19 protein-coding genes are annotated in these 22,182 nt (G+C 54.2%); 4 read left to right on the top strand and 15 right to left on the bottom strand.

Annotation, left to right across the window (positions count from 1 at the left end; all coding sequences use genetic code 11):
* Positions 1 to 45: 45 nt before the first annotated feature.
* Positions 46 to 2,325, bottom strand: coding sequence for a 5-methyltetrahydropteroyltriglutamate--homocysteine S-methyltransferase (metE, locus tag ED901_RS16380; protein ID WP_122096548.1), 2,280 nt, complete (start codon positions 2,323 to 2,325; stop codon positions 46 to 48).
* 104 nt (positions 2,326 to 2,429) lie between these two features.
* Between metE and metR the strand changes: the two genes are divergently transcribed.
* Positions 2,430 to 3,365 carry an HTH-type transcriptional regulator MetR gene (gene metR, locus ED901_RS16375; RefSeq protein ID WP_056772115.1) on the top strand — a complete coding sequence of 312 codons (936 nt, stop codon included), beginning with the start codon at positions 2,430 to 2,432 and terminating at the stop codon, positions 3,363 to 3,365.
* Here the strand turns inward: metR and ED901_RS16370 are convergent.
* The gene (locus tag ED901_RS16370; protein WP_122096547.1) at positions 3,271 to 4,170 is read right to left on the bottom strand and encodes a carboxylate/amino acid/amine transporter; all 900 of its coding nucleotides are present in this window, start codon (positions 4,168 to 4,170) and stop codon (positions 3,271 to 3,273) included. The two genes, metR and ED901_RS16370, sit on opposite strands and share 95 nt — an antisense overlap.
* 202 nt (positions 4,171 to 4,372) lie before the next feature.
* On the opposite strand from ED901_RS16370, the gene ED901_RS16365 reads away from it, so the two are divergent.
* Both ED901_RS16365 and ED901_RS16360 read left to right on the top strand, forming a co-directional pair.
* Positions 4,373 to 4,675 carry a DUF2756 domain-containing protein gene (locus ED901_RS16365; RefSeq protein WP_056772401.1) on the top strand — a complete coding sequence of 101 codons (303 nt, stop codon included), beginning with the start codon at positions 4,373 to 4,375 and terminating at the stop codon, positions 4,673 to 4,675.
* A gap of 247 nt (positions 4,676 to 4,922) precedes the next feature.
* A complete protein-coding gene (locus ED901_RS16360) occupies positions 4,923 to 5,597 on the top strand; it encodes a hypothetical protein (protein WP_122096546.1) in 675 nt (224 codons plus the stop codon).
* 54 nt (positions 5,598 to 5,651) lie between these two features.
* Here the strand turns inward: ED901_RS16360 and ugpQ are convergent, their stop codons facing one another.
* From ugpQ to ED901_RS16305, 11 genes are all read right to left on the bottom strand, one after another.
* Positions 5,652 to 6,392, bottom strand: coding sequence for a glycerophosphodiester phosphodiesterase (gene ugpQ / locus ED901_RS16355; RefSeq protein ID WP_122096545.1), 741 nt, complete (start codon positions 6,390 to 6,392; stop codon positions 5,652 to 5,654).
* 2 nt (positions 6,393 to 6,394) lie between these two features.
* Complete coding sequence (locus ED901_RS16350; protein ID WP_122096544.1) at positions 6,395 to 7,468, bottom strand: sn-glycerol-3-phosphate import ATP-binding protein UgpC; 1,074 nt, start codon at positions 7,466 to 7,468, stop codon at positions 6,395 to 6,397.
* A gap of 6 nt (positions 7,469 to 7,474) precedes the next feature.
* Entirely contained in the window at positions 7,475 to 8,320 is an 846-nt protein-coding gene (gene ugpE, locus ED901_RS16345) for a sn-glycerol-3-phosphate ABC transporter permease UgpE (RefSeq protein WP_122096543.1), read from the bottom strand.
* Complete coding sequence (gene ugpA / locus ED901_RS16340) at positions 8,317 to 9,204, bottom strand: sn-glycerol-3-phosphate ABC transporter permease UgpA (RefSeq protein WP_056772129.1); 888 nt, start codon at positions 9,202 to 9,204, stop codon at positions 8,317 to 8,319. Before ugpA ends, ugpE begins: the two co-directional genes overlap by 4 nt.
* A gap of 166 nt (positions 9,205 to 9,370) precedes the next feature.
* On the bottom strand, positions 9,371 to 10,687 hold the full coding sequence (gene ugpB / locus ED901_RS16335) for a sn-glycerol-3-phosphate ABC transporter substrate-binding protein UgpB (protein ID WP_122096542.1): 1,317 nt from the start codon (positions 10,685 to 10,687) through the stop codon (positions 9,371 to 9,373).
* Between the two features lie 207 nt (positions 10,688 to 10,894).
* Complete coding sequence (locus ED901_RS16330; protein ID WP_122096541.1) at positions 10,895 to 12,082, bottom strand: PLP-dependent aminotransferase family protein; 1,188 nt, start codon at positions 12,080 to 12,082, stop codon at positions 10,895 to 10,897.
* Between the two features lie 131 nt (positions 12,083 to 12,213).
* Positions 12,214 to 12,915, bottom strand: a complete 702-nt coding sequence (gene livF / locus ED901_RS16325; RefSeq protein ID WP_122096540.1) for a high-affinity branched-chain amino acid ABC transporter ATP-binding protein LivF — start codon at positions 12,913 to 12,915, stop codon at positions 12,214 to 12,216.
* Positions 12,916 to 12,928: 13 nt separating this feature from the next.
* Positions 12,929 to 13,699: a high-affinity branched-chain amino acid ABC transporter ATP-binding protein LivG gene (livG, locus tag ED901_RS16320; protein WP_122096539.1), complete on the bottom strand. Its 771-nt coding sequence runs from the start codon at positions 13,697 to 13,699 to the stop codon at positions 12,929 to 12,931.
* Positions 13,696 to 14,985, bottom strand: coding sequence for a high-affinity branched-chain amino acid ABC transporter permease LivM (locus ED901_RS16315; protein ID WP_122096538.1), 1,290 nt, complete (start codon positions 14,983 to 14,985; stop codon positions 13,696 to 13,698). Before ED901_RS16315 ends, livG begins: the two co-directional genes overlap by 4 nt.
* On the bottom strand, positions 14,982 to 15,908 hold the full coding sequence (gene livH / locus ED901_RS16310) for a high-affinity branched-chain amino acid ABC transporter permease LivH (RefSeq protein WP_122096537.1): 927 nt from the start codon (positions 15,906 to 15,908) through the stop codon (positions 14,982 to 14,984). Before livH ends, ED901_RS16315 begins: the two co-directional genes overlap by 4 nt.
* 173 nt (positions 15,909 to 16,081) lie before the next feature.
* On the bottom strand, positions 16,082 to 17,194 hold the full coding sequence (locus ED901_RS16305) for a branched-chain amino acid ABC transporter substrate-binding protein (protein ID WP_056772160.1): 1,113 nt from the start codon (positions 17,192 to 17,194) through the stop codon (positions 16,082 to 16,084).
* Between the two features lie 404 nt (positions 17,195 to 17,598).
* Here ED901_RS16305 and panM point away from each other — a divergent pair, with 404 nt between their 5' ends.
* Positions 17,599 to 18,000 carry an aspartate 1-decarboxylase autocleavage activator PanM gene (gene panM / locus ED901_RS16300; RefSeq protein WP_122096536.1) on the top strand — a complete coding sequence of 134 codons (402 nt, stop codon included), beginning with the start codon at positions 17,599 to 17,601 and terminating at the stop codon, positions 17,998 to 18,000.
* A gap of 44 nt (positions 18,001 to 18,044) precedes the next feature.
* Here panM and ED901_RS16295 read toward each other — a convergent pair whose 3' ends face one another.
* Positions 18,045 to 18,962 carry a LysR family transcriptional regulator gene (locus ED901_RS16295; RefSeq protein WP_122096535.1) on the bottom strand — a complete coding sequence of 306 codons (918 nt, stop codon included), beginning with the start codon at positions 18,960 to 18,962 and terminating at the stop codon, positions 18,045 to 18,047.
* Positions 18,963 to 19,079: 117 nt separating this feature from the next.
* Positions 19,080 to 22,182, bottom strand: a 3,103-nt coding sequence (locus ED901_RS16290) for an autotransporter outer membrane beta-barrel domain-containing protein (RefSeq protein ID WP_305775603.1), incomplete at its 5' end; no start/stop codon positions are given.

Below are 22,182 nucleotides of genomic sequence, written 5' to 3'. Positions count from 1 at the left end.
CGGAGTGCCCCAACTGTTTCAGCAACAACACAACAACTCTTAATTTCAGGCTTTCTCAGCGCGCAGACGTTTGGCGGCTTTGACCATGTTTTCCAGCGATTCGCGGGTTTCAGGCCAGCCCCGGGTTTTCAGCCCGCAATCCGGATTGACCCACAGACGCTCTGCCGGAATGCGATCCGCAGCTTTTCGCAGCAGATCTTCAATCCATTCCACGCTTGGGACATTCGGCGAGTGAATGTCATAAACACCCGGTCCGATTTCGTTCGGGTATTCGAAGTCTTTGAATGATTCCAGCAAATCCATATCAGAACGCGAGGTTTCGATAGTGATCACGTCAGCATCCAGCGCGGCGATAGAATCCATGATGTCGTTGAATTCGCAGTAACACATGTGGGTGTGGATCTGGGTGTCATCGCGGGCAACCGCGGCATTGAGTTTGAACGCATCCACCGCCCAGCGCAGGTACGCCTTCCACTCAGACTGACGCAATGGCAGGCCTTCGCGCAGCGCCGGTTCATCAATCTGAATGATGCCGATACCGGCTTTTTCCAAATCTTCCACTTCGTCACGCAGCGCCAGCGCGATTTGTTTGGCGATGGTTTCACGGCTGATATCTTCACGCGGGAAGGACCAGCAGAGAATAGTGAGCGGGCCGGTGAGCATGCCTTTGACCGGTTTTTCGGTCAGGGACTGGGCGTACTTCGCCCACTCTACGGTGATCGCGTCGGGACGGCTGACGTCGCCGATAATCACCGGCGGTTTCACACAGCGGGAACCGTAGCTCTGTACCCAGCCGTTTTGCGTGAACACAAAGCCGTCAAGATGCTCACCGAAGTATTCAACCATGTCATTACGCTCAGCTTCACCGTGAACCAGCACGTCGATATCCAGACGTTCCTGCTCTTTGATGGCCTGCTTAATGTGCTCGCTGATGCCGGTGCGATATTTGGTGTTATCCAGACGGCCTTGTTTGAAGTCCAGACGCAGGCCGCGGATTTCGGTGGTTTGCGGGAAGGAACCGATGGTGGTGGTCGGCCATGCAGGCAAATTGAAACGGGCACGCTGGGCTTTGGCACGTTGGGTATAAACGTTCTGCCGCTCAATATCGGCGCCGGTGATCGCGGCCACGCGCTGAGTGACTGCCGCATTGTTCACACGGGCGGACTCACGGCGGGCGCGGATGGGTGCGCTGTATTGTGCCAGTTTCTGCTGCGCTTCCCCGGTGGGATTGTTCAGCGCGGAGGTCAGCAACGCCAGCTCGGCACATTTTTGCAGGGCAAACGCGAACCAGCTTTTCACTTCCTCATCCAGACGGCTTTCCACACTTAAATCGATCGGGCTGTGCAGCAGTGAACAGGAGCTGCCGATCCAGACATTTCGGCCTGCCACCAGCGGTTTCAGACGGTCAAACCAGGCGCTCAGATCCGCACGCCAGACGTTACGGCCATTGATCACCCCCAGAGAAATCAGCCAGTCTTCAGGCAGCGCGTTGAACACAGTGTGCAGGTCATCGCGACCGGCAACGGCGTCAATGTGCAGACCCTGCACCGGCAGCTGGCGGATGGTGTCGAGGTTATGCCCGACGCTGTCGAAATAAGTGGTCAGCAGCAGTTTGATTTTGCTCTGTTCCAGCGCGGTGTAGGCCGGTTTGCAGGCATCCAGCCATTCCTGCGGCAGTTCCAGCACCAGCGCGGGTTCGTCGATCTGCACCCACTCGATGTCGCGTTTTGCCAGCTCCGCCAGCACCTTCTGGTACACCGGCAGAATGTCGTTGAGCAGGGAAAGGCGGTCGAACTGTTCGCCCTTCACTTTGCCGAGCCACAGATAAGTCAGCGGCCCCAGCAGAACAGGTTTCACTTTGTGGCCGAGCGCCAGCGCTTCGTCCACTTCTTCCAGCAGTTGTGTCCAGGTCAGTTTGAATTTCTGCCCTTTCACAAACTCCGGCACCATGTAGTGATAGTTGGTGTTAAACCATTTGGTCATTTCCGCAGCGGCAGCCGGTTTACCGGTCGGTGCGCGGCCACGGCCAAGACGGAATAAAGTATCGAGGTCAACAGAGCCGTCGGCGTTCTGGTGACGTGCCGGCACGTTACCCAGCAGCAGGCTGGTGGTCAGAACGTGATCGTACCAGGCGAAATCGCCCACCGGCACCACATCCACGCCAGCTTCAGTTTGTTGTTTCCAGTGACGGGCGCGCAGTTCGCGGCCGGTGGCCAGCAGTTCTTCCTGAGTGGAATTGCCTGCCCAGTAGCTTTCTTGTGCTTTTTTAAGTTCACGACGCAGACCAACGCGTGGAAAACCCAGAGTGTGATTCAGTATCGTCATCTTTTTAATTCCTGTTTAGCCATCCAGATGTTTACACATCCATAATCCGCAGGTAGTGTATATTCCACAAGCGCAAATTATTCATGACACAGTGAAGGACTCTCATGATCGAACTGAAACACCTGCGAACGTTGCAAGCACTGCGCAACACCGGGTCACTGGCCGCCGCCGCCTCACAGCTTCATCAGACCCAATCGGCCCTGTCGCACCAGTTCAGTGACCTTGAGCAACGTCTCGGTTTCAGGTTGTTCGTGCGAAAAAGTCAGCCTTTACGGTTCACGCCGCAGGGCGAAATCATGCTGAATCTGGCGGAACAGGTGCTGCCGCAAATCCAGCAGGCGTTGCAGGCGTGCAATGAACCGCATCAGGCGTCGTTACGCATTGCGATTGAGTGTCACAGCTGTATTCAGTGGCTGACGCCCGCGCTGGATAACTTCCATCAGAACTGGCCGCAGGTGATGATGGATTTCAAATCCGGCGTGACATTCGACCCGCAGCCCGCGCTGCAACAGGGCGAGCTGGATATCGTCTTAACCTCCGACATCCTGCCGCGCAGCGGTCTGCATTATTCCCCGATGTTTGATTTTGAAGTGCGTCTGGTGCTGGCACCGGATCATCCGCTGGCGGCGAAACCGGTCATCACGCCGGAAGACCTCAGCAGTGAAACGCTGATGATTTATCCCGTGCAGCGGCAGCGTCTGGATATCTGGCGGCATTTCCTGCAACCGGCGGGCGTCAGTCCGGCACTGAAAAATGTCGATAACACGTTGTTATTGATTCAGATGGTGTCGGCGAGAATGGGGATTGCGGCGCTGCCCCACTGGGTGGTGGAAAGTTTTGAGCGCCAGGGTCTGGTCGTGACCAAAACCCTGGGCGATGGCTTATGGAGCCGGCTGTACGCTGCCGTGCGTGACGGCGAACAGCGTCAGCCGGTGACCGAAGCCTTTATTCGTTCGGCGCGGCAGCACGCGTGCGATCATCTGCCGTTTGTTCGCGACGCGGCACGACCCAACGCCGGTGTACCCACAGTGAGGACATAATCACTGCGGCTCCCACGATAAAGCTCGGCCAGTGCGGCTGCTGTTGCCAGATCGCCAGATTAACCAGCAGCCCGGCCGGGACGTGAAAGTTGTTCATAATCCCAAGTGTTCCCGCATCAACCTGCGTTGCACCGTAGTTCCACATGAAATACCCAAGCCCCGATGCGCCGATCCCCAGCCACACCAGAATGCCCCATTGCAGGTCCGTAGTCGGCAGTTTTTGCGGATTGCCCCACAGGAACCACGCCACAACGGCGCACAACAGCGCACCGATGTAGAACCAGGAAAACGCCGTGTGCTGCGGCACCGGACGGGTTTCCATCAGACGTTTATAGCCCACCTGCCCGATGGCAAAACAAATGTTCGCCGCCTGCACCAGCAGCAGGCCGATGATGAAATGTTCACTGATGTGGTCGTAACGGATAATCGCTGCACCCGCAACCGCCAGCAGCGCGCTGAGCGCATAGCCGATGCGGATTTTGCGCCCGCTGATCAGGTCATAAATCAGCGTGACGTACAGCGGCGTCATCACGGTAAACAGCAGGAATTCCGGCACCGAAAGGTACAGATACGCCTCAAAGCTGATGAGATACATGATGCCAAGCTGCATCGCGCCCACGGCCATGTACAGCAAGATGGTGGTGAGCTGATGGCCTTTCCAGCGTAAGAACGGCAGGAAAACCAGCGCCGCCAGCCCTAAACGGAACAGCACGGCGAATACGCTGTCGACCTGTCCGGCGAGATAGACGCCAATCAGGCTGAAGGAAAAGGCCCACAAAATGGTGGTGATAATGAGTAAAGGCACGGCAGTTGAGCCCTAAAATGATAAAGATGGATGATTGTAGCGGAATGAAGGAAACCGCGAAGCGTGAAGGTGGTTGACGTCTGTTTAATTATAGAGCAAACGAGACGCATGCCACGCTTTGAGGGAAACGTGCCCTCAAATGACACGCTGTCGGGTGTGATGGCATACACTTAACGGATGACTGGAAATGGAGGATGAACCGATGAAACGCTTATATGGAATTATTGCCGTACTGCCATTGCTGCTTGCCGTTCACACTGCGGGCGCCGCCGACAAAGTGCCCAACGCTAACGATCCCCTGCTGACCAACCCGTCGCAGCAGCGTATGCAACAACAGCAGCAGAACAATCAGCAAATGCAGAAACGCCAGCAGGAGCAGGATTTACGCAGCAGTCAGCAGCAGCAACAGCTTAAGCTGAAATCGCAAATCCAGAGCAATCAGCAACGGTTGCAGATCCAGCAGAATAACCAGACGTTAAACCAGAAGTTAAATCAGACACCGTAATATGACCAGAGGCACTCAGTGCCTCTTAGTTTTTTAAAAGCCGTTCTCCTTCCCCGACTATTTACCTCCGGTAATATTACCGCATTAAATAAATCACGCCTTCCCTAATATTTTTATTAATGCTTTAATCTTCCTGGCCGACAGGAATAACGTCGTTCTGCCCCAGAAACAACACAATGAATAAAACAGGGTTAATACCTGAAGACGCATTGATAGATTTTTATAAAGCTAAAAGGGAAATTGTTGCATGAAAGTTTCAACAGGGATTGTCGTCGTCGCTGCAAGCTTATTATTATCCGCGTGTGCCACGACTCAATCTGAAAAAATCACTGCCGCTAATGGCAGCAGTGTTGGCTTGTACTCTGGTTTTGCTTCAGCAGATATGAATAACAACCGCTCGCCCGATATCTATTTACGTGAAGTGACGCCCTCTTACACGGCGGCAGGCGTGGGGCTGAATGTTCTGACATCCGTGCTTGCCGGAGGAGTTGCCGTAAATTCCTTCAGTAAGGAAAACCTGAAAGGATCGGAGATCAAAGCCCTGCCAGAACCCACGAAAAACTACCTCACGCCAAGAGCCAAGCCTCTCATCGCAAAATGGCTGGAAAAAAACGGCAACGGCTATCAGTATAAAAACGATCTGAATATTGTGGCTGCACAGTGGTTGCTGGTTTATAAAGATCTCTCCAGCGCTAACTCTGATTATGAACTGCGCTATACCATTAAGTTCTACAAGAAACCTGAAGATGCGAATATGTTCTCCGCCTGGGTTATTGCAGAATGTACGCCGACTGTCGTGACCGCTCCGCTTACCGACTGGCAGGCAAATAACTATGCGCTGGTCACCAAAACTACCGAAAAATATATGGATTCCTGCTTGCTGGAACTGGATAACCAACTTCCACGCCTGCTGAAGCACTGAGGATTATTGCGGTGAAATGAATAAGGCGCGATGACCGCGCCTTATTTTTTGTTATCAGACAAAATCCGGCCCGATCACATCAATCTTATCCGTGCAGATGCAATCCACGCCCCAGCGCAATAATTCGCGGGCGCGCTCCGGGTTATTCACGGTGTAAACCAGAATATGCAGCCCGGCGTCTTTGATCGCCCTGACCCGCTCTTCGTTTAGCAATTTATGGTTGAGATGCAGGGAAACGCATTCCAGTTCATCGGTCAGCGCTTTCCAGTTTTCGTGCCATTCGTCAATCAGCAAACCGCGCGGCAATTCCGGTGCGGCTTTTTTGGCCGCGACCAGCGCGTCGAATTCGAACGAGGAAAGCAGCGGCGCAACGGCCTGATCTTTCCACAGTTCGCGGGCGGCCAGCGCCACCCCGGTGCCGGTTTTCTCATCGGTTCCGGTGGTCGGTTTGATCTCGATATTCACCATCATATGGTGGCGCGCACAGCGTTCGGCCACCTCGGCCAGCAACGGCAATTTCTCGCCTTTAAACGCGGCACCGTACCAGTCGCCCGCGTCGAGCTGTTGCAGTTTTTCCCACGGCAGCTCCCCCGCTACGCCCCAGCCGTTGCTGGTGCGGTTGAGCGTATCGTCGTGCAGCAGGAAGATTTCCCCGCCCTGCGCCAGTTTGGCGTCAAACTCGATCATGGTGTGGCCGTATTTTGCGCCAACGTCGATGGCTGCCAGCGTATTTTCCGGTGCCAGTGCGCCGCCGCCACGGTGCGCCACAATGCGAGGGTAAGGCCAGGCTTTCATGTTCATTCCATCCGTAATCCGGTTTGAGTATCGAAAAAGTGTAACGCTTTCGCCGGGAAATCCAAGCGCAACAGCGAGCCTGCCGTCGGAAACACTTCATGCGATAAACGCACCACAACGCCGCTGCCCGCCAGTTTGCCGTGCGCCAGATTATCGGCGCCCAGCAGTTCCAGCGTGTTAAGCACCATCGGGATCCCTTTTTGCTGATCGTCGGACAGCTGAATGTGCTCAGGACGAACACCAACGGTCAGCTCCCGGCCACCCCATTCCGGGCGCGGAACCGGCAGCGGTAACTCAAAACCGTCTTCCATCACCAGCGACGTGCCGTCGCTGGTCAGCTGGCCGGGCAGCAGATTCATGGCCGGTGAGCCGATAAAGCTGGCGACAAACAGGCTGGCCGGACGGCGATACACTTCCGACGGCGTACCGATTTGTTCCGCAATGCCTTTGTTCATCACGATCACACGTTCCGCCAGCGTCATGGCTTCGACCTGATCGTGGGTGACGTACAAACTGGTGGTGCGCAGACGGCGGTGAAGCTGTTGCAGTTCAAGGCGCATCTGCACGCGCAGTTTGGCGTCGAGGTTGGAGAGGGGTTCGTCGAACAGGAATACCGCCGGTTCGCGCACGATAGCGCGCCCCATCGCCACACGTTGACGCTGGCCGCCGGAAAGCTCACGCGGCTTGCGTTTAAGCAGCGGGCCGAGCTCGAGGATGCGTGCGGCTTCTTCAACGCGGGCAAGGATCTGCGCTTTGCCGAAGCCGCGAATTTTCAGGCCATACGCCATGTTGTCGAACACGGTCATGTGCGGATACAACGCGTAGTTCTGGAACACCATCGCGATACCGCGATCTTTCGGTTCCAGCTCGGTGACGCGCTGGTCGTTGATATAGATATCGCCGGACGTCGTGCGCTCAAGCCCCGCCACCATCCGCAGCAGCGTCGATTTTCCGCAGCCGGAAGGCCCGACCATCACGATAAATTCGCCGTCGGCGACGTCCAGATCGATACTCTGGATGATCTGGTTTTTGCCGTCGTAAGACTTGGTCACTGCCTGTAATTTCAAATTTGCCATTTCGGTTTACTTCTCACTGTCTACCAGGCCGCGCACAAACCAGCGCTGCATCAGGAGCACCACCGCCAGCGGTGGTAATAAGGTCAGGATCATGGCCGCCATCACCTGATTCCATTGGGTCGAGCCGTCGCCGGAGGAGATCATGCTTTTGATCCCCGCCACCGCCGTGCCCATCGAGGCATCGCTGGTGATCAGGATCGGCCACAGATACTGGTTCCAGCCATAGATGAAGGTGATAACGAACAGCGCCGCGAGATTGGTTTTCGACAGCGGCAGAACGATGTCCCAGAAAAAGCGCATGGCGCCTGCGCCGTCGATGCGCGCGGCTTCCAGCAGCTCATCCGGCAAGGTCATAAAGAACTGACGGAACAGGAAGGTGGCGGTCGCCGACGCCATCAGCGGCAGCGTCAGGCCGGTGTAACTGTCGAGCATATGCAGATTGGCGATCACCTGCACGGTCGGGAAAATACGCACTTCCACCGGCAGCATCAGCGTCATGAAAATCAGCCAGAAGAACAGGTTACGCAGTGGAAAACGGAAGTAGACAATGGCGAACGCCGACAGCATCGAGACGGAAATCTTGCCGACGGTGATAACGATTGCCATCACAAAACTGTTGACCAGCAAACGGCCAAACGCCGGGCTGTTATTGCCGACGCCCTGCGTCCAGATGGTGCTAATGTTTTCCCATAAATGACTGCCTGGGATCAGCGTCATCGGCACCTCAAAAATCTGTTTGTTATCCAGCGATGCCGCCACAAAGGCGACATACAGCGGAAACAGAATCACCAGCACGCCGAGCAGCAGCATGATGTGGCTGAAGATATCCAGCCCTCTGCGGTTTTCAATCATTGGTAACGCACCTTACGCTCGACAAAGCGGAACTGAATGAACGTCAGGCCGCAAACCAGCAGCATCAGAATCACGGACTGCGCGGCAGAGCTGGACAGATCCAGGCCGGAGAAACCTTCGCGATAGACTTTATAAATCAGCGTGGTGGTCGCCTGCACCGGGCCACCGGCCGTCGCGGCATCAATGACCGGGAACGTATCGAAGAAGGCGTACACCAGATTGACCACCAGCAGGAAGAAACTCACCGGCGAAATCAGCGGCAGCACCAGATTGAAGAAACGTCGTACCGGGCCTGCGCCGTCGATCGCCGCCGCTTCCACCAGCGATTTAGGGATCGACTGCAACGCCGCCAGGAAGAACAGGAAGTTGTAGCTGATTTGCTTCCAGACCGACGCCAGCACCACCAGGAACATCGCCTGGCCGCTGTTTTGCGCGTGGTTCCAGTTGTAGCCAATCGAGCCTAAGAAATGGGTGATCAGACCCAGACCGGGGCTGAACAAAAACATCCACAAGACGGCGGCCACGGCAGGCGCCACGGCGTAAGGCAGGATCATCAGCGTCTGATAAATCCGGCTGCCGCGCACCACGTGATCGACCAGCGCCGCGAAAAACAGCGAAACGGCCAGTCCGATAAAGGCCACCATAAAGCTGAATTTCAGCGTGGTGTAGAAAGATTCGAGATAGTACGGATCCTGAAAAAGCTGCGTGAAGTTTGTCAGCCCGGCGAAGGTACTGGATAAGCCGAAAGGATCCAGCGTCTGCACCGAATACCACAGCGCCTGACCGGCAGGCCACAGGAAGAATATCGCGGTGATTAACAGCTGCGGCAGCACCAGTGCGTAGGGCAACCAGCTGCAACCAAAACCGGGACGGTGTGAACTCATGATGGTTTACTCGTTAATGCGATGACAAAAGGCAGGCTACGCCGGAGGAGGCGTAGCGAGCGAAGCCAGACCGGGTGCGGACAGCGCACAGCTCCCGGCGCGGACACAACGTCCATGACGAGAGCAGGCACTGCCCAATCCAGACGGGCAATGCACAGTAGCCGACTTACTTAGTAGAAGCTTCGAAGCGACGCAGCAGTAAGTTCCCGCGCTGTACTGCGGTATCCAGTGCTTCTTTCGCCGTTTTCTTACCGCTCCACACGCTTTCCAGTTCTTCATCCACAATGGTACGGATCTGCGGCATGTTGCCCAGACGCAGGCCTTTGGTGAACGGTAACGGTGGCTTGTTCAGCATCTGGCGGGTAGCGACGTCAGAACCTGGATTCTTCTCGTAGAAGCCTTCTTTTTTGGTCAGCTCATACGCGGCGGTGGTCACCGGCAGATAACCGGTTTTCTGATGCCATTCGGCAGCGATGGCCGGCGTGGTCAGGAATTGCAGGAATTCGGCGACGCCTTTGTAGGTGTCTTTGTCTTTGCCGTTCATCACCCACAGGCTTGCGCCGCCGATGATGGCGTTTTGTGGTGCGCCTTTGATGTCTGCGTCGTAAGGCATCATGCCTACGCCGTAGTTGAATTTGGAATACTGACGGATGTCAGCCAGTGAACCGGAAGACGCGGTGGTCATCGCGCAATCGCCGTTGTAGAACTTGGCGGTGGATTCATCTTTACGACCAAAATAGGTGAAATCACCTTTTTTGTTCATGTCTTCCAGCATCTGGATATGTTTGATTTGTTCAGGTTTGTTGAATTCCAGAACCGCATCAGTGCCATCGAAACCGTTGTTTTTGGTGGCGATCGGCAGGCCGTGCCAGGCGCTGAAGTTTTCAATCTGGATCCAACCCTGCCAGCCGCTGGCATATCCGCATTTCATGCCCGCTTCACGCAATTTCTCGGTGTAGGCGGCCATGTCCTGCCAGGTTTTTGGTGGCTGATCCGGGTTCAGACCGGCTTTCTTGAAAGCGTCTTTGTTGTAATACAGCACCGGCGTGGAGCTGTTGAAAGGCTGGGACAGCAGGCGGCCTTTAGAATCGGAGTAGTAACCGGAGACGGTCGGCACGAACTGAGACACATCCTGCTTAAGACCGGCATCGCTGAACACTTCGTAGACCGGCTTGATGGCTTTGCTGGCCATCATGGTCGCGGTACCCACTTCGTACACCTGCAAAATCGCCGGTGCATTACCGGTACGGTACGCGGCGATACCGGCAGCCAGGCTTTCGTCATATTTGCCTTTGTAAACAGGCACGATTTTGACATCAGGGTGCGTCTGGTTAAAACGGTCAGCCAGTGAGTTCACTTCTTTGCCTAACTCGCCATCCATTGAATGCCAGAAAGGAATTTCTGTAACCGCCATCGCCTGGGTGCTGAACGCGAATGCCAGTGCGATGCAAAGTGTCGTTTTTGTAACAGCGTGCTTAAGCATGCTTGTCTCCTGAAGAGGGCTGGTGTGATGTCAGTTGATGTAAGGATTTTCTGATTCGGGAGCTAACATGACACGGCTAAATGACAGAAAAATAAACGTTAAATGACATTGATGTGACAGAGGCGTTAAGTAGAAGTGACGGAGAGATGGCAAAAAAGAAGGCGCACCGGGTTAACGATGCGCCTCAGAGAAGAGAGTGTCGGGGATTTACAGCGCGCGTTTCAGGCGGGCCACCGCTTCGTGCATTTGTTCTTCGGTTGCGGTCGCGAAGGAAAGACGGAAGGTCGAGTGGTCCGGATTATCGGCATAGAAGAATTCGCCCGGTACAAACACCACGCCCTGCTCCAGCGTCTTTTTCATCCATTCAGCGCAGTTGCGCGGCTCGCGGAAACGCGCCCACAGGAACATACCGCCTTTCGGATATTCGAAGGTCAGCACGTCGCCCAGTTCACGCTCGAGCAGCTCAGCCATGACCTGACATTTCTTTTTGTACGCCGCACGGATGGTTTCGATCTGTGCAGGCAAACGCCCCAGGCCGAGATAGCATTCGGCAATTGACTGTGACAGCGCGCTGGCGTGCAGATCCGCCGCCTGTTTAATGATGGCGACTTTGTGCAGCAACCAGTCTGGCATGATCACCCAGCCCAGACGCAGACCCGGTGCCAGAATTTTAGAGAAGGTCGAGGTATAGATGATGTTCTCGGCGTGGCCGAACAACGCTTTCGACAGCTCAAACAACGTCGGCTGGCGCTCGTCGGTGAAACGCAGTTCGCCGTACGGGTCATCTTCTACAATCAGGAATTCGTGCTGTGCCGCCAGTTTCACCAGCTGTTCACGGCGTGCGCGGCTCAGGGTGACACCGCTCGGGTTGCCGAATGTCGGCACCAGATAGACGCCTTTAATTTTGCGGGTTTTCAGCAGTTCAGCCAGTTCATCAACAATCATGCCGTCGCCGTCGGAGCCGACGGAAAGAATCTGCGCTTCGGCCAGTTCCAGCGTCTGTAACGCCGCCAGATAGGTCGGGCGTTCCACCACGAAAATATCATCCGGGTTCACGACGGCACGCATCACCAGATCCAGCGCCTGCTGGGAACCGGCGGTGACCACGATGTCGTCAGCACCGGCAACCACACCACGCTCTTCACAAAGCTCAGCAATACGCTCACGCAGCGTATGGCTGCCTTCCGTCAGACCGTACTGGAAAGCGTGCTCAGGCTGTTCAGTGATCGCCTGCTGCGTGGCTTCGCGCAGGCCGTCGAAATCGAACAGCGCCGAAGAAGGAATACCGCCCGCCAGTGAAATAACGCCTTCCATTTTGCTGTGTTTAAGCAGTTCCCGGATGGCTGAGCTTTTGAGCCTGACCATGCGGGCGGCGAGTAAACCTTCTGTGTTCATGAAATGTTCCTGATGAGTAGCCAAGTTATAAGAATGTAAGAGTTGTTAATTTATCGACAAAATAAAAACCGCAAAGCGCCAGCCGTGCGGTTTTATAGATTTATCACAGATTTTTGAAATCCGAAGCCAATTTATGCGCCGAGATAGGCCGCACGCACCGCTTCGTTCGCCAGCAATGCCGCACCGGTATCTTCCAGTACCACATGGCCGTTCTCCAGCACATAACCGCGGTCGGCGAGTTTGAGCGCCTGATTGGCGTTTTGCTCGACCAGGAAGATGGTCATCCCTTCTTCGCGCAGTTGCTGGATGGTGTCAAAAATCTGCTGGATGATGATCGGCGCCAGCCCCAGCGACGGTTCATCGAGCAGCAGCAAACGCGGCTGGCTCATCAGCGCACGGCCAATCGCCAGCATCTGTTGTTCACCGCCGGACATGGTGCCGGAGCGCTGCACACGACGCTCTTTCAGGCGCGGGAACAGCGTAAATACGCGCTCCAGACGGGCATGAAACTGGTCGCGTGTGGCAAAGAAACCGCCCATCGCCAGATTTTCTTCCACCGTCATACGGGAGAACACGCGGCGGCCTTCCGGCACAATCGCGATATCGCCACGCATGATTTTGGCGGTCTGCCACTGGGTGATGTCCTGCCCTTCGAAAATGATCGAGCCGTTCGTCGCACGCGGTTCGCCACACAAACTGCCGAGCAGCGTGGTTTTACCCGCACCGTTCGCGCCGATCAGCGTGACGATTTCCCCTTTATTAATACTCAGACTGACTTCATGCAGCGCCTGAATTTTGCCGTAATGGGCGGATACCTGATTGAATGACAACATCGTGTTCTGTCCCTTACCCTTCGCCAAGATACGCACGGATCACATCCGGATTGTTTCGAATTTCAGCCGGTGTGCCCTGCGCCAGCGGCGTGCCCTGATTCACCACGTAGATGCGGTCAGAAATGCCCATCACCAGTTTCATGTCGTGCTCAATCAGCAGCACCGACACGTTGTGCTGGTTACGCAGCTCGGCAATCAGCTGGTTCAGCTCTTCGGTTTCCCGCGGGTTCAGGCCGGCTGCCGGTTCGTCGAGCATCAGGATTTCCGGACGCGTCACCATGCAGCGCACAATCTCCAGACGACGTTGCTGGCCGTACGCCAGATTCCCCGCCTGACGGTTGGCCAGTTCGAGCAGCCCGACACGTTCCAGCCAGTCGGCAGCGCGATCCAGTGCATCCGCTTCAGCGCGACGGAATCCCGGCGTTTTGAACAAGCCCGCCAGTACGCCGCTTTTCAGGTGCTGATGCTGGGCAACCAGCAGGTTTTCAATCACGGTCATTTCGCGGAACAGACGCACGTGCTGGAAAGTCCGCACCACGCCCATGCGGGCGATTTTCTGCCCCGGTAACCCTTCAAGATGCTGATCACGCAGTTTAATGGTGCCGCCGCTCGGCTTGTAGAAACCGGTCAGGCAGTTAAACACCGTGGTTTTACCGGCGCCGTTCGGGCCGATCAGCGAAACAATTTCGCCCTGGTTGAGCTTCAGCGCCACGTTGTTGACCGCCAGCAGGCCGCCAAAACGCATCATCAGACCTTCAACCGCTAACAGAGGTTGCGTGCTCATGCCTGTTCCCCCTGATCCGCGATTTGTTTCTTAGAAAGCTTCAGTTTGAGATGGACACGTTTCATCGGCAGCAAGCCCTGCGGACGCCAGATCATCATCAGCACCATTAACGCACCGAGCAGTAACATGCTGTATTCGTTCAGGTCGCGCATCAGCTCACGGGAAACCACCAGCAGAATCGCCGCCAGAATCACCGCGAACTGCGATCCCATGCCGCCGAGCACCACGATAGCCAGCACGAAAGCGGATTCCGCAAAGGTGAAGGATTCCGGGCTGACAAAGCCCTGACGCGCAGCGAACAGCGTACCGGCGAAACCGGCAAACGCGGCGCTGATGGTGAACGCGGTCAGTTTGATGCGGGTCGGGTTCAGCCCGAGCGACCGGCAGGCAATTTCATCTTCACGCAACGCTTCCCACGCACGCCCCAGCGGCATACGCAGCAAACGGTTGATGATGAACAAGGTGGCGATCACCAGCAGCAGCGCCACCATGTACAGGAAGATAATGCGGTCGCTCGGGTCGTAGGCCACGCCAAAGAAGTTGCTGAAGGTGTCCCAGCCGCCGTCGCGCGGTGTGCGGCTGAATTCCAGCCCGAACAGCGTCGGTTTGGGGATCTGGCTGATGCCGTTCGGCCCGCCGGTCAGTTCGGTATTGTTGAGCAGCAGGATACGAACGATTTCGCCGAAGCCGAGCGTCACAATCGCCAGATAGTCGCCCCGCAATCGCAGAACCGGGAATCCGAGCAGGAAACCAAATGCCGCCGACACCAGACCGGCCAGCGGTAACGCTTCCCAGAACCCGATGCCGTAATAGTGATTGAGCAGCGCGTAGGTGTAAGCGCCGATGGCGTAAAAGCCGCCGTAACCCAGCACCAGCAGGCCGGACAGCCCGACCACCACGTTCAGGCCTAGGCCGAGCATGATGTAGATGAGCGTCAGCGTGGCGATATCCACCGTGCCGCGCGAGACGATAAACGGCCAGGCGATGGCGGCGATAATCAGCACCAGCGCCAGCAGTTTTTGTTTCGGCGTCGAGCCGTCAAAGCTCGGCAACACCCAGCCTGGCCCGGAGATTTTTTTCAGGCTGCTGCTGACCACCGGGCGGAAAAGCTGGAACACAAAAACAATCGCACAGCCGATGGCAATCCACGTCCAGCGCACTTCACCGGCCCCGTTGACCACCAGTTTTGTGCCATCGAGGCTCAGCTGCAATCCCATGATGAACGCGGCCAGCACCAGCAGGACGAAAGCGGAAACCAGCGCATTTAACAGATTCAGGCGCTTCATACTTTCTCAACCTCCGGACGTCCGAGAATACCGGTCGGCAGTACCAGCAGCACCACGATCAGCAGCGCGAAGGAGACCACGTCTTTGTATTCGGTGCTCAGATACGCCGAGGTCAGCGCTTCGGCCACGCCTAAAATCAGGCCGCCGATCATCGCCCCCGGAATGCTGCCGATACCGCCGAGAACCGCCGCGGTGAAGGCTTTCATCCCGGCCATAAAGCCGATGTACGGGTTGATGACACCGTAGAACTGACCGAGCAGCACGCCCGCCACCGCCGCCATTAATGCACCGATGACGAAAGTCAGTGAGATCACGCGGTCAGTGCTGATCCCCAGCAGGCTGGCCATTTTGAGATCTTCCGCGCAGGCGCGACAGGCGCGGCCCATGCGTGAATAACGGATGAACAGCGTCAGCGCCAGCATGGCAACAAAGGTCACTATCCAGATGATCAGCTGCATGGTGCTGATGGTCGCCGCAAAGCCGTTAGCTATGCCCAGTGTCCACTGGCCGGTCACCAGACTCGGTAAGGCGAGATCACGCGAGCCCTGGGTCAGGCTGACGTAGTTTTGCAGAAAAATAGACATCCCGATGGCAGAAATCAGTGCAATAAGACGCTTGGAGTTACGCACCGGCTTATACGCCACGCGTTCAATACTCCAGCCGTAAGCACTGGAAATCACAATCGCGGCGATAAAACCGGCACCGATCAGCAACCAGCTGGCGTCGATACCCATCATCATCAGGGCGGCGATTACGATAAAGGAGACATAACTGCCGATCATATACACCTCGCCGTGGGCGAAGTTGATCATGCCGATAATGCCGTAAACCATGGTGTAACCAATGGCGATCAGCGCATAGGTGCTGCCCAACGTGACGCCGTTGAACATCTGCTGAGTGAAATAGAGGAACTGCTCTGACATACCCTATCCTTATTAATCAAGGGTTTGAAAACTTGTGCTGAGACTGCAACCCGGCGCCTCATATAACACCAGACGCCGGGCAGAGTAATGCGCTGTTCTGCTACTACTGCATAGCAATGCCAAAATCATTCTGGTTGCAGCCAACCCCCTGCAACCTGAAGGATGCCGGGCATTTATTTGATTGGGGTAGACGTGCCGTCTTTATGCCACTCGAAAATACCGAATTCGAATCCTTTCAGGTCACCTTTATCATCCCAGCTCAGCGGGCCCATGACGGTATCCACTGACGCTGATTTCAGGTTTTTAGCAATATCAGCCGGTTCCATGCTGCCGCTGCGTTCCATACCGGTGGTCAGCGCCTGCAATGCGGCGTAAGTCGTCCAGACGAACGGACCGGTTGGATCCAGTTTTTTGGCTTTCAGTTCGTCAACGATTGGCTGGTTAGCCGGAACCTGGTCATAACGTTTTGGCAGCGTCACCAGCATGCCTTCAGAAGCATCACCGGCAATGTTAGACAGTGAGGAGTTGCCCACGCCTTCCGGACCCATGAATTTCGCGTTCAGACCGGCCTGTTTTGACTGACGCAGGATCTGACCCATTTCCGGGTAGTAACCGCCGAAATAAACGAAATCGACGTTTTCTTTCTTCAGACGCGCCACCAGGGTGGAGAAGTCTTTATCGCCAGCGGTGACGCCTTCAAACAGCACCACGTTGCCGCCGCCTTTTTTCAGCGCGTCCTGTACGGAACGGGCCAGGCCTTCGCCGTATTGCTGTTTGTCATGCACCACGGCGATACGTTTTGGTTTGATGGTGTCGAGGATGTATTTCGCGGCGGTCGGGCCCTGATCGGAATCCAGACCGGTGGTACGCATCACCATTTTGTAACCACGGGTGGTCAGGTCTGCGTTGGTCGCAGCCGGTGTGATCATTAACACGCCTTCATCTTCATAGATGTCAGAAGCGGGCTGAGTGGAAGAGGAACACAGGTGGCCGATCACGTAACGGATACCGTCGTTGATCACTTTGTTAGCCACGGCGACCGCTTGTTTCGGGTCACAGGCATCGTCATATTCGACGCCAACCAGTTTGTCGCCTTTTACGCCGCCTTTGGCATTGATGTCAGCGATGGCTTGTTTTGCGCCAGTAAATTCCATATCGCCATACTGGGCAACCGGACCGGACATCGCGCCCACGATGGCGACTTTAATATCTTTTGCAAACGCGGCCTGACTCATTGCCAATGCAATACACCCTGCCAGCCAGATCTTACCCTTTGTTACTTTCATCCGATTACCCCGTTGATGTGTGTTGTGGTTTGCGCTTTCTTTGCCTGTTCAAAACGTCATCACTTAAGAAATTTAGTATAAGTAATAACGAGTTACCGGCTTATTTCGTCTTATTTTCGAATAAGACTTTATAATTCATATCATTAAACAGGAATTTTCTTCTGCAAATCAAATAGCACAATCAGAAATATGAGGTGTAAACAGAATTTTATCTGGGCATTAAATCGGTTCCCTCTCAGACAATCAGTGGTAAACGCTGGCATTATTGATTAAAGCCAACATTTATCGCTTATACAGGGATCGCCAAAAAAGTTTTCGCGCTGTTACTGTACAAAAAAAGTTACGCCCGGTTTTTAGCAGGATCCGCTACACTACACGCCTCCTTTTTTCAGACCTTCCGCATCATGAAATTAACGATTCAAAGACTCACCTCCCTCAGCGCACAAGACCTGATCGATCTGGCAAAAATCTGGCCTGAGCAAACGCAAAACGACTGGCAAGCCAGCCTGCAAAATGATCGTGCGCTGTTTGCGGCGGTGTTTAATGAACGCATTCTGGGTGCCGTGAAAATCCGGCTCAACGGCAGTCAGGGTGAACTCAGCGATCTGCTGGTGCGCGAAGTGACGCGCCGTCGCGGTGTCGGGTTATATCTGATGGAAGATTTGCAGGCGCAATTGCCGCAGGTGAAAAGCTGGACAATGAAAGCCGAGCCGGAACCCGTGCTGGATGCCTTTATGACGGCGTGTGGTTTTCACCATGAAAATGGCCACTGGATAAAAAACCTGCAGGGGCCCAGCAAACACTGAAGCCCGGTACAGGCACTTTCCCTGGTAAGGGAATTGAAGGTGGGTCAGAGCACGCCTGCAAATGCCTGCGTTGAAAAATGCCGGAGAATATCTTTAATCGTTTGGTCTGACGCCATCGATTTCTGATAACTCAGATAGACGGGTAAAGGCAGGAGTTTTTGGACGGAATCAATACATTTAATACTGAATATCTCTTTAAAATGGTCTAAAACCCATTTTGGTATGATGCAAATACATTCGCTGTTTTCCACCGTTTTCAGCAAGGTGATAAATGAATTATATTCCAGCAGACTGAAAAATCTCGACTTAGGAATGAACCCTTCAATTTCATCTTCTTTATTCTTCATCCGGTAAAATACAATATATTCTTCATTCTGAAAGTTCTCTTCTGTCAGGATATCTTTCACGCGGGGATGATTATCTGAGCAAATGTAACACAGCTCCTCATCCATTATTTTTACATTTTCGTAAGAACTGTCCTGACAGGGTGTGAAACCAAGAATGACTTCAGTCATGCCAGAAAAAGACATTGTAGACTCTGGCCTCTCAAAGGCCGAATCGTGAATGACCTGATATTTAGGGTGTTGCGACATCACCACGTCTGAGATATCGGAAAATAATCTGACACAAAGATAATCTGAACAGCGGATCACCAGTTTCTTTATAGCATTGGCATCAAGGAGCTGATCAATATCCTCAATCAGTTTCACCATATCATCATGCACTAAGAAATATAAATGCCTGGCGGTGTCCGTGGGTATCATCGTCTGGCAATCACGAACAAAGAGCGGATCAAAAAAATATCCCCTCAGCTTATTTAATGACTGCGACACTGCCGAAGCGGATACCCCCAGACGCGATGCGGTTTGGCTTACGCTGCCGCACTCAAAAAGTAAAACAAATAAAGGAAGCAGGTTTATATCAAATTTCCTGTATAGCTTATTAATATTATCGATGCTCATGAAAACTCCATTCCAGGTAATGACTCTCTTTTAAGCGCCATGACCAATGTCATTTTATGAAAACAGAAGATGAATAAAGCGGCCTCTCGGCCGCTTTGAAGAACGGAATAAAATGATTTAGAAGTTATATTGATAGCCTAATGACAGACCTTTATCGACAATATCATCTTCTTTCCATTGATAAGCATCGAAGGCAAGTTTGCCGGCCTTGCCGCCATAACTCAGCCCCATTTTGGCGACACCATTAAAGCCACCACCCTGCTGATCGTCGTTCATGGTAAAGCTGGCATTGTTCGCGCCCTGCAAAGAGGCTTTCTGCGCAGATTGGGTATAACTGAGATTCGGCCCGCCTTCCAGCAGGGCATTCATCGCCCAGCCATTGGATGCCGCATATTTCATCTGAACACCGATGACAGCATCTACTGCCGTTTCGTTGCTGGAATCCATATTCAGATTGAAATCACCCGCGCCTCTTTCGCTGTAAGCATCGTTATTGGTATGGCGAAGTTTCATGCCCACAGAAGGGGTCAGATTCAAACCTTCTGCCACGTCAAACCCTCTGCTGAACTGGCTGCGCCATTCCATGTACTGCTGGCTGTTGTCAGAACTGGCGGTCTGGTTAACACCGGAATAACGAATGCTGCGGTTACTTTCCAGCTGATGCACGTCATAGCGCAGGGCGTTGGTCAGTTTCAGACTGCCAAAATCTACGCTGTGATTGATGCCGAAGAACTGGCTGTAACCGCCGGTCAACCCGTTATCACCCGCTTTGCTTTTGCCATCGATGCCGTTACCGTCAAGACGCGCAATACCGTACTGCATTTGCATCTTCTGACCTGCACTGAGGTCAAAACTCTGACTCAGGGCCATCATGTCATAACGGGTATCGTTGCCCAGTTCGCTGCGTTTATCGTTTTTATCCACCAGATTAAAACCAAAACCTGACGGCAATACGATGGCGTTATCGGCCAGCATATTGAAACGCTGGCTCAGCACACGCGCCTCTTTGAAAGCGGTGGTGGCATCCACGCCGGAAAGCTGACGCATCGCTTTATCGACTTCCGACGCTGTTTGCAGATTGAGGCTGCTATACAACGCGTTATTGGTGTAGTTCGCATCAAGCGTGGCGGCCATGTTCTGCGCGCTGGCATCACTGCTGACCACGTCCTGATAACTGTTTTTGCTCATCGTGACATCAACGTTGCCGCTCTGATCAGTCTGCGCGCTGGCGGACCAGACGACGCTGGTTGACTGTATGTTTTCCGCGCCCTGAATATCTTCACCCACAAAGACATTGTCGAAGGTTTGGGTCTGGGCGGCGGTGCCGGAGGTAAAACCGGTATCCACAGAAACGTCGTTCAAATCAGCATGGCTGACCGTCATTGTCCCTGCCGCTCCGGCGGCAGTGGTGCCCACGGTGTAGTTGCTGACCGTGCTGCGGTAAACCGAGGTGGTATCGACAACAGAACTGGATTCGCCTTTCACCAGACCGCCCGACGTCACACCCGTACGCACATTCACTTCACCGGTATTCACCAGATGCGCCGTGGCGCTGCCTCCGCGGTCAAACACATAGGAATCGTTGGCATTGATATTCACCGTGCCCTGGTTATAGGCCGTGACGTTGTCGCCCACCGCTTTAAAGGCCACAAGCCCGGTGCCGTTGTCAGCGACCGAGTGACTGGTGTCACCCAGATTGATCGTCCCGTTGTTGACCAGCGTCGTATTATTTTGACCGGACATTGCCACCGCAGTACTGCCGCTGACGGTCATTGTGCCGTTGTTAACAAAAGTATTGACCGTGCCGGCGCTGTTACCTAATGAGACTGCGGCCAGAGTGTCCGTAGACACAAAATCACCGTTACCGGGATGCGAATTAAGTAAAGAGTAATCAATGAAACCATCATTGACCGCATTGATCGTTCCCTGATCATGAGCGGAGCCTGCCGCGAGTGAATCTGAATAATCTATGTTGCCACCGAAATCTGAAAGGACAGATGCTCCCCCTCTGGCGGTAATCACCCCGGTTGATGTATTGGTCCAGGTATCTGTACTTTGTGCCGAATCTCCACCCAGCAGGAAGAGAGGGTTAGACTCCACATTATCCGGACCCGCGCCAGCCGATTTAGTATCACCACCGGTCGTAGTAATCGTGCCGGAATTATAAATATCTGAACTGTTCAGGCTGACGATTGAGTTCCAGTTGTTGTACAGTGATCCGGTATTAATAAACCGCCCGTGATCCAGTCGCATGGAATCCAGAACATAAAAATTACCGTTTGGAGAGTGAAAAAAACCCTGATTGCTTTGAACATAACGCGTGCTTAAAGCCATTTTCCCAGAGTTAAGAAATATCGCATTATTTTCCACCCTGACACGACCGGAAATATTTAAACCATCACTCACATCCTGCGAAGCGGGATTCTGCGCATATGTCCCCGTCTGAGCAGAGTATATAGTATATGATTCACCCGCTCTATTTTCCGTCACTACGGCACCGGTAAATAATGTTTCGTTTTCTTCAACAACCCCGCTGACATCATAATATTGCGACGTCCAGATTTTTTTCCCGGTGGGTGTCGTTGCATCAAGGGTCCATGATTTTCGATCGGCAATGCTGTAACCGGTGATCGCGCCCGTTGCCTGATCCAGCGTCTGCGCAGTATAGGTTTTGCCCGTCGAATCCGTGACAAGCCAGGTGCCGTTCGCCTGCTTCACTGCCTGCATAGTCTCACCGCTGAGCGTCAGCGACGCTGTCGTTGCGCCCGGCACCATCGTCACTGACAGTCCGTTTGGATAAGTGGTGGTCACCGGCGTTTGATCTGGCGTATCGCCACCATCATCGGGATCCGGTGGCGTATCACCGCCATCGTCTGGATTCGGTGGCGTGTTACCGCCGTCGTCCGGATTTGGTGGTGTGTTGCCGCCGTCATCCGGATTCGGTGGCGTGTTGCCGCCGTCGTCCGGATTTGGTGGCGTGTTGCCGCCGTCGTCCGGATTTGGTGGTGTGCTGCCGCCGTCATCTGAACCGCCGCCGCCGCCACCGCCAGCTGACATGGCAATACCGACCACCGCAGCCACTCCGGCAAGCGCGCCCCCCGTTATCCATAACTGCTGCTCAGTAATTCCTGATTTTTGACACGCGGCGGGAAGGGCGTCTTTATCGGCCTGGCTTAAACCATCAATATTTTTTGGACAAGCGGGAGCAGGACCGGAGAGA

Source organism: Rahnella sp. Larv3_ips (assembly GCF_003697865.1).
Classification (GTDB): Bacteria; Pseudomonadota; Gammaproteobacteria; order Enterobacterales; family Enterobacteriaceae; genus Rahnella; species Rahnella rivi.
Note: the sequence above shows the minus strand (reverse complement) of the source record. Positions and strands in the feature narration are given on the sequence as shown.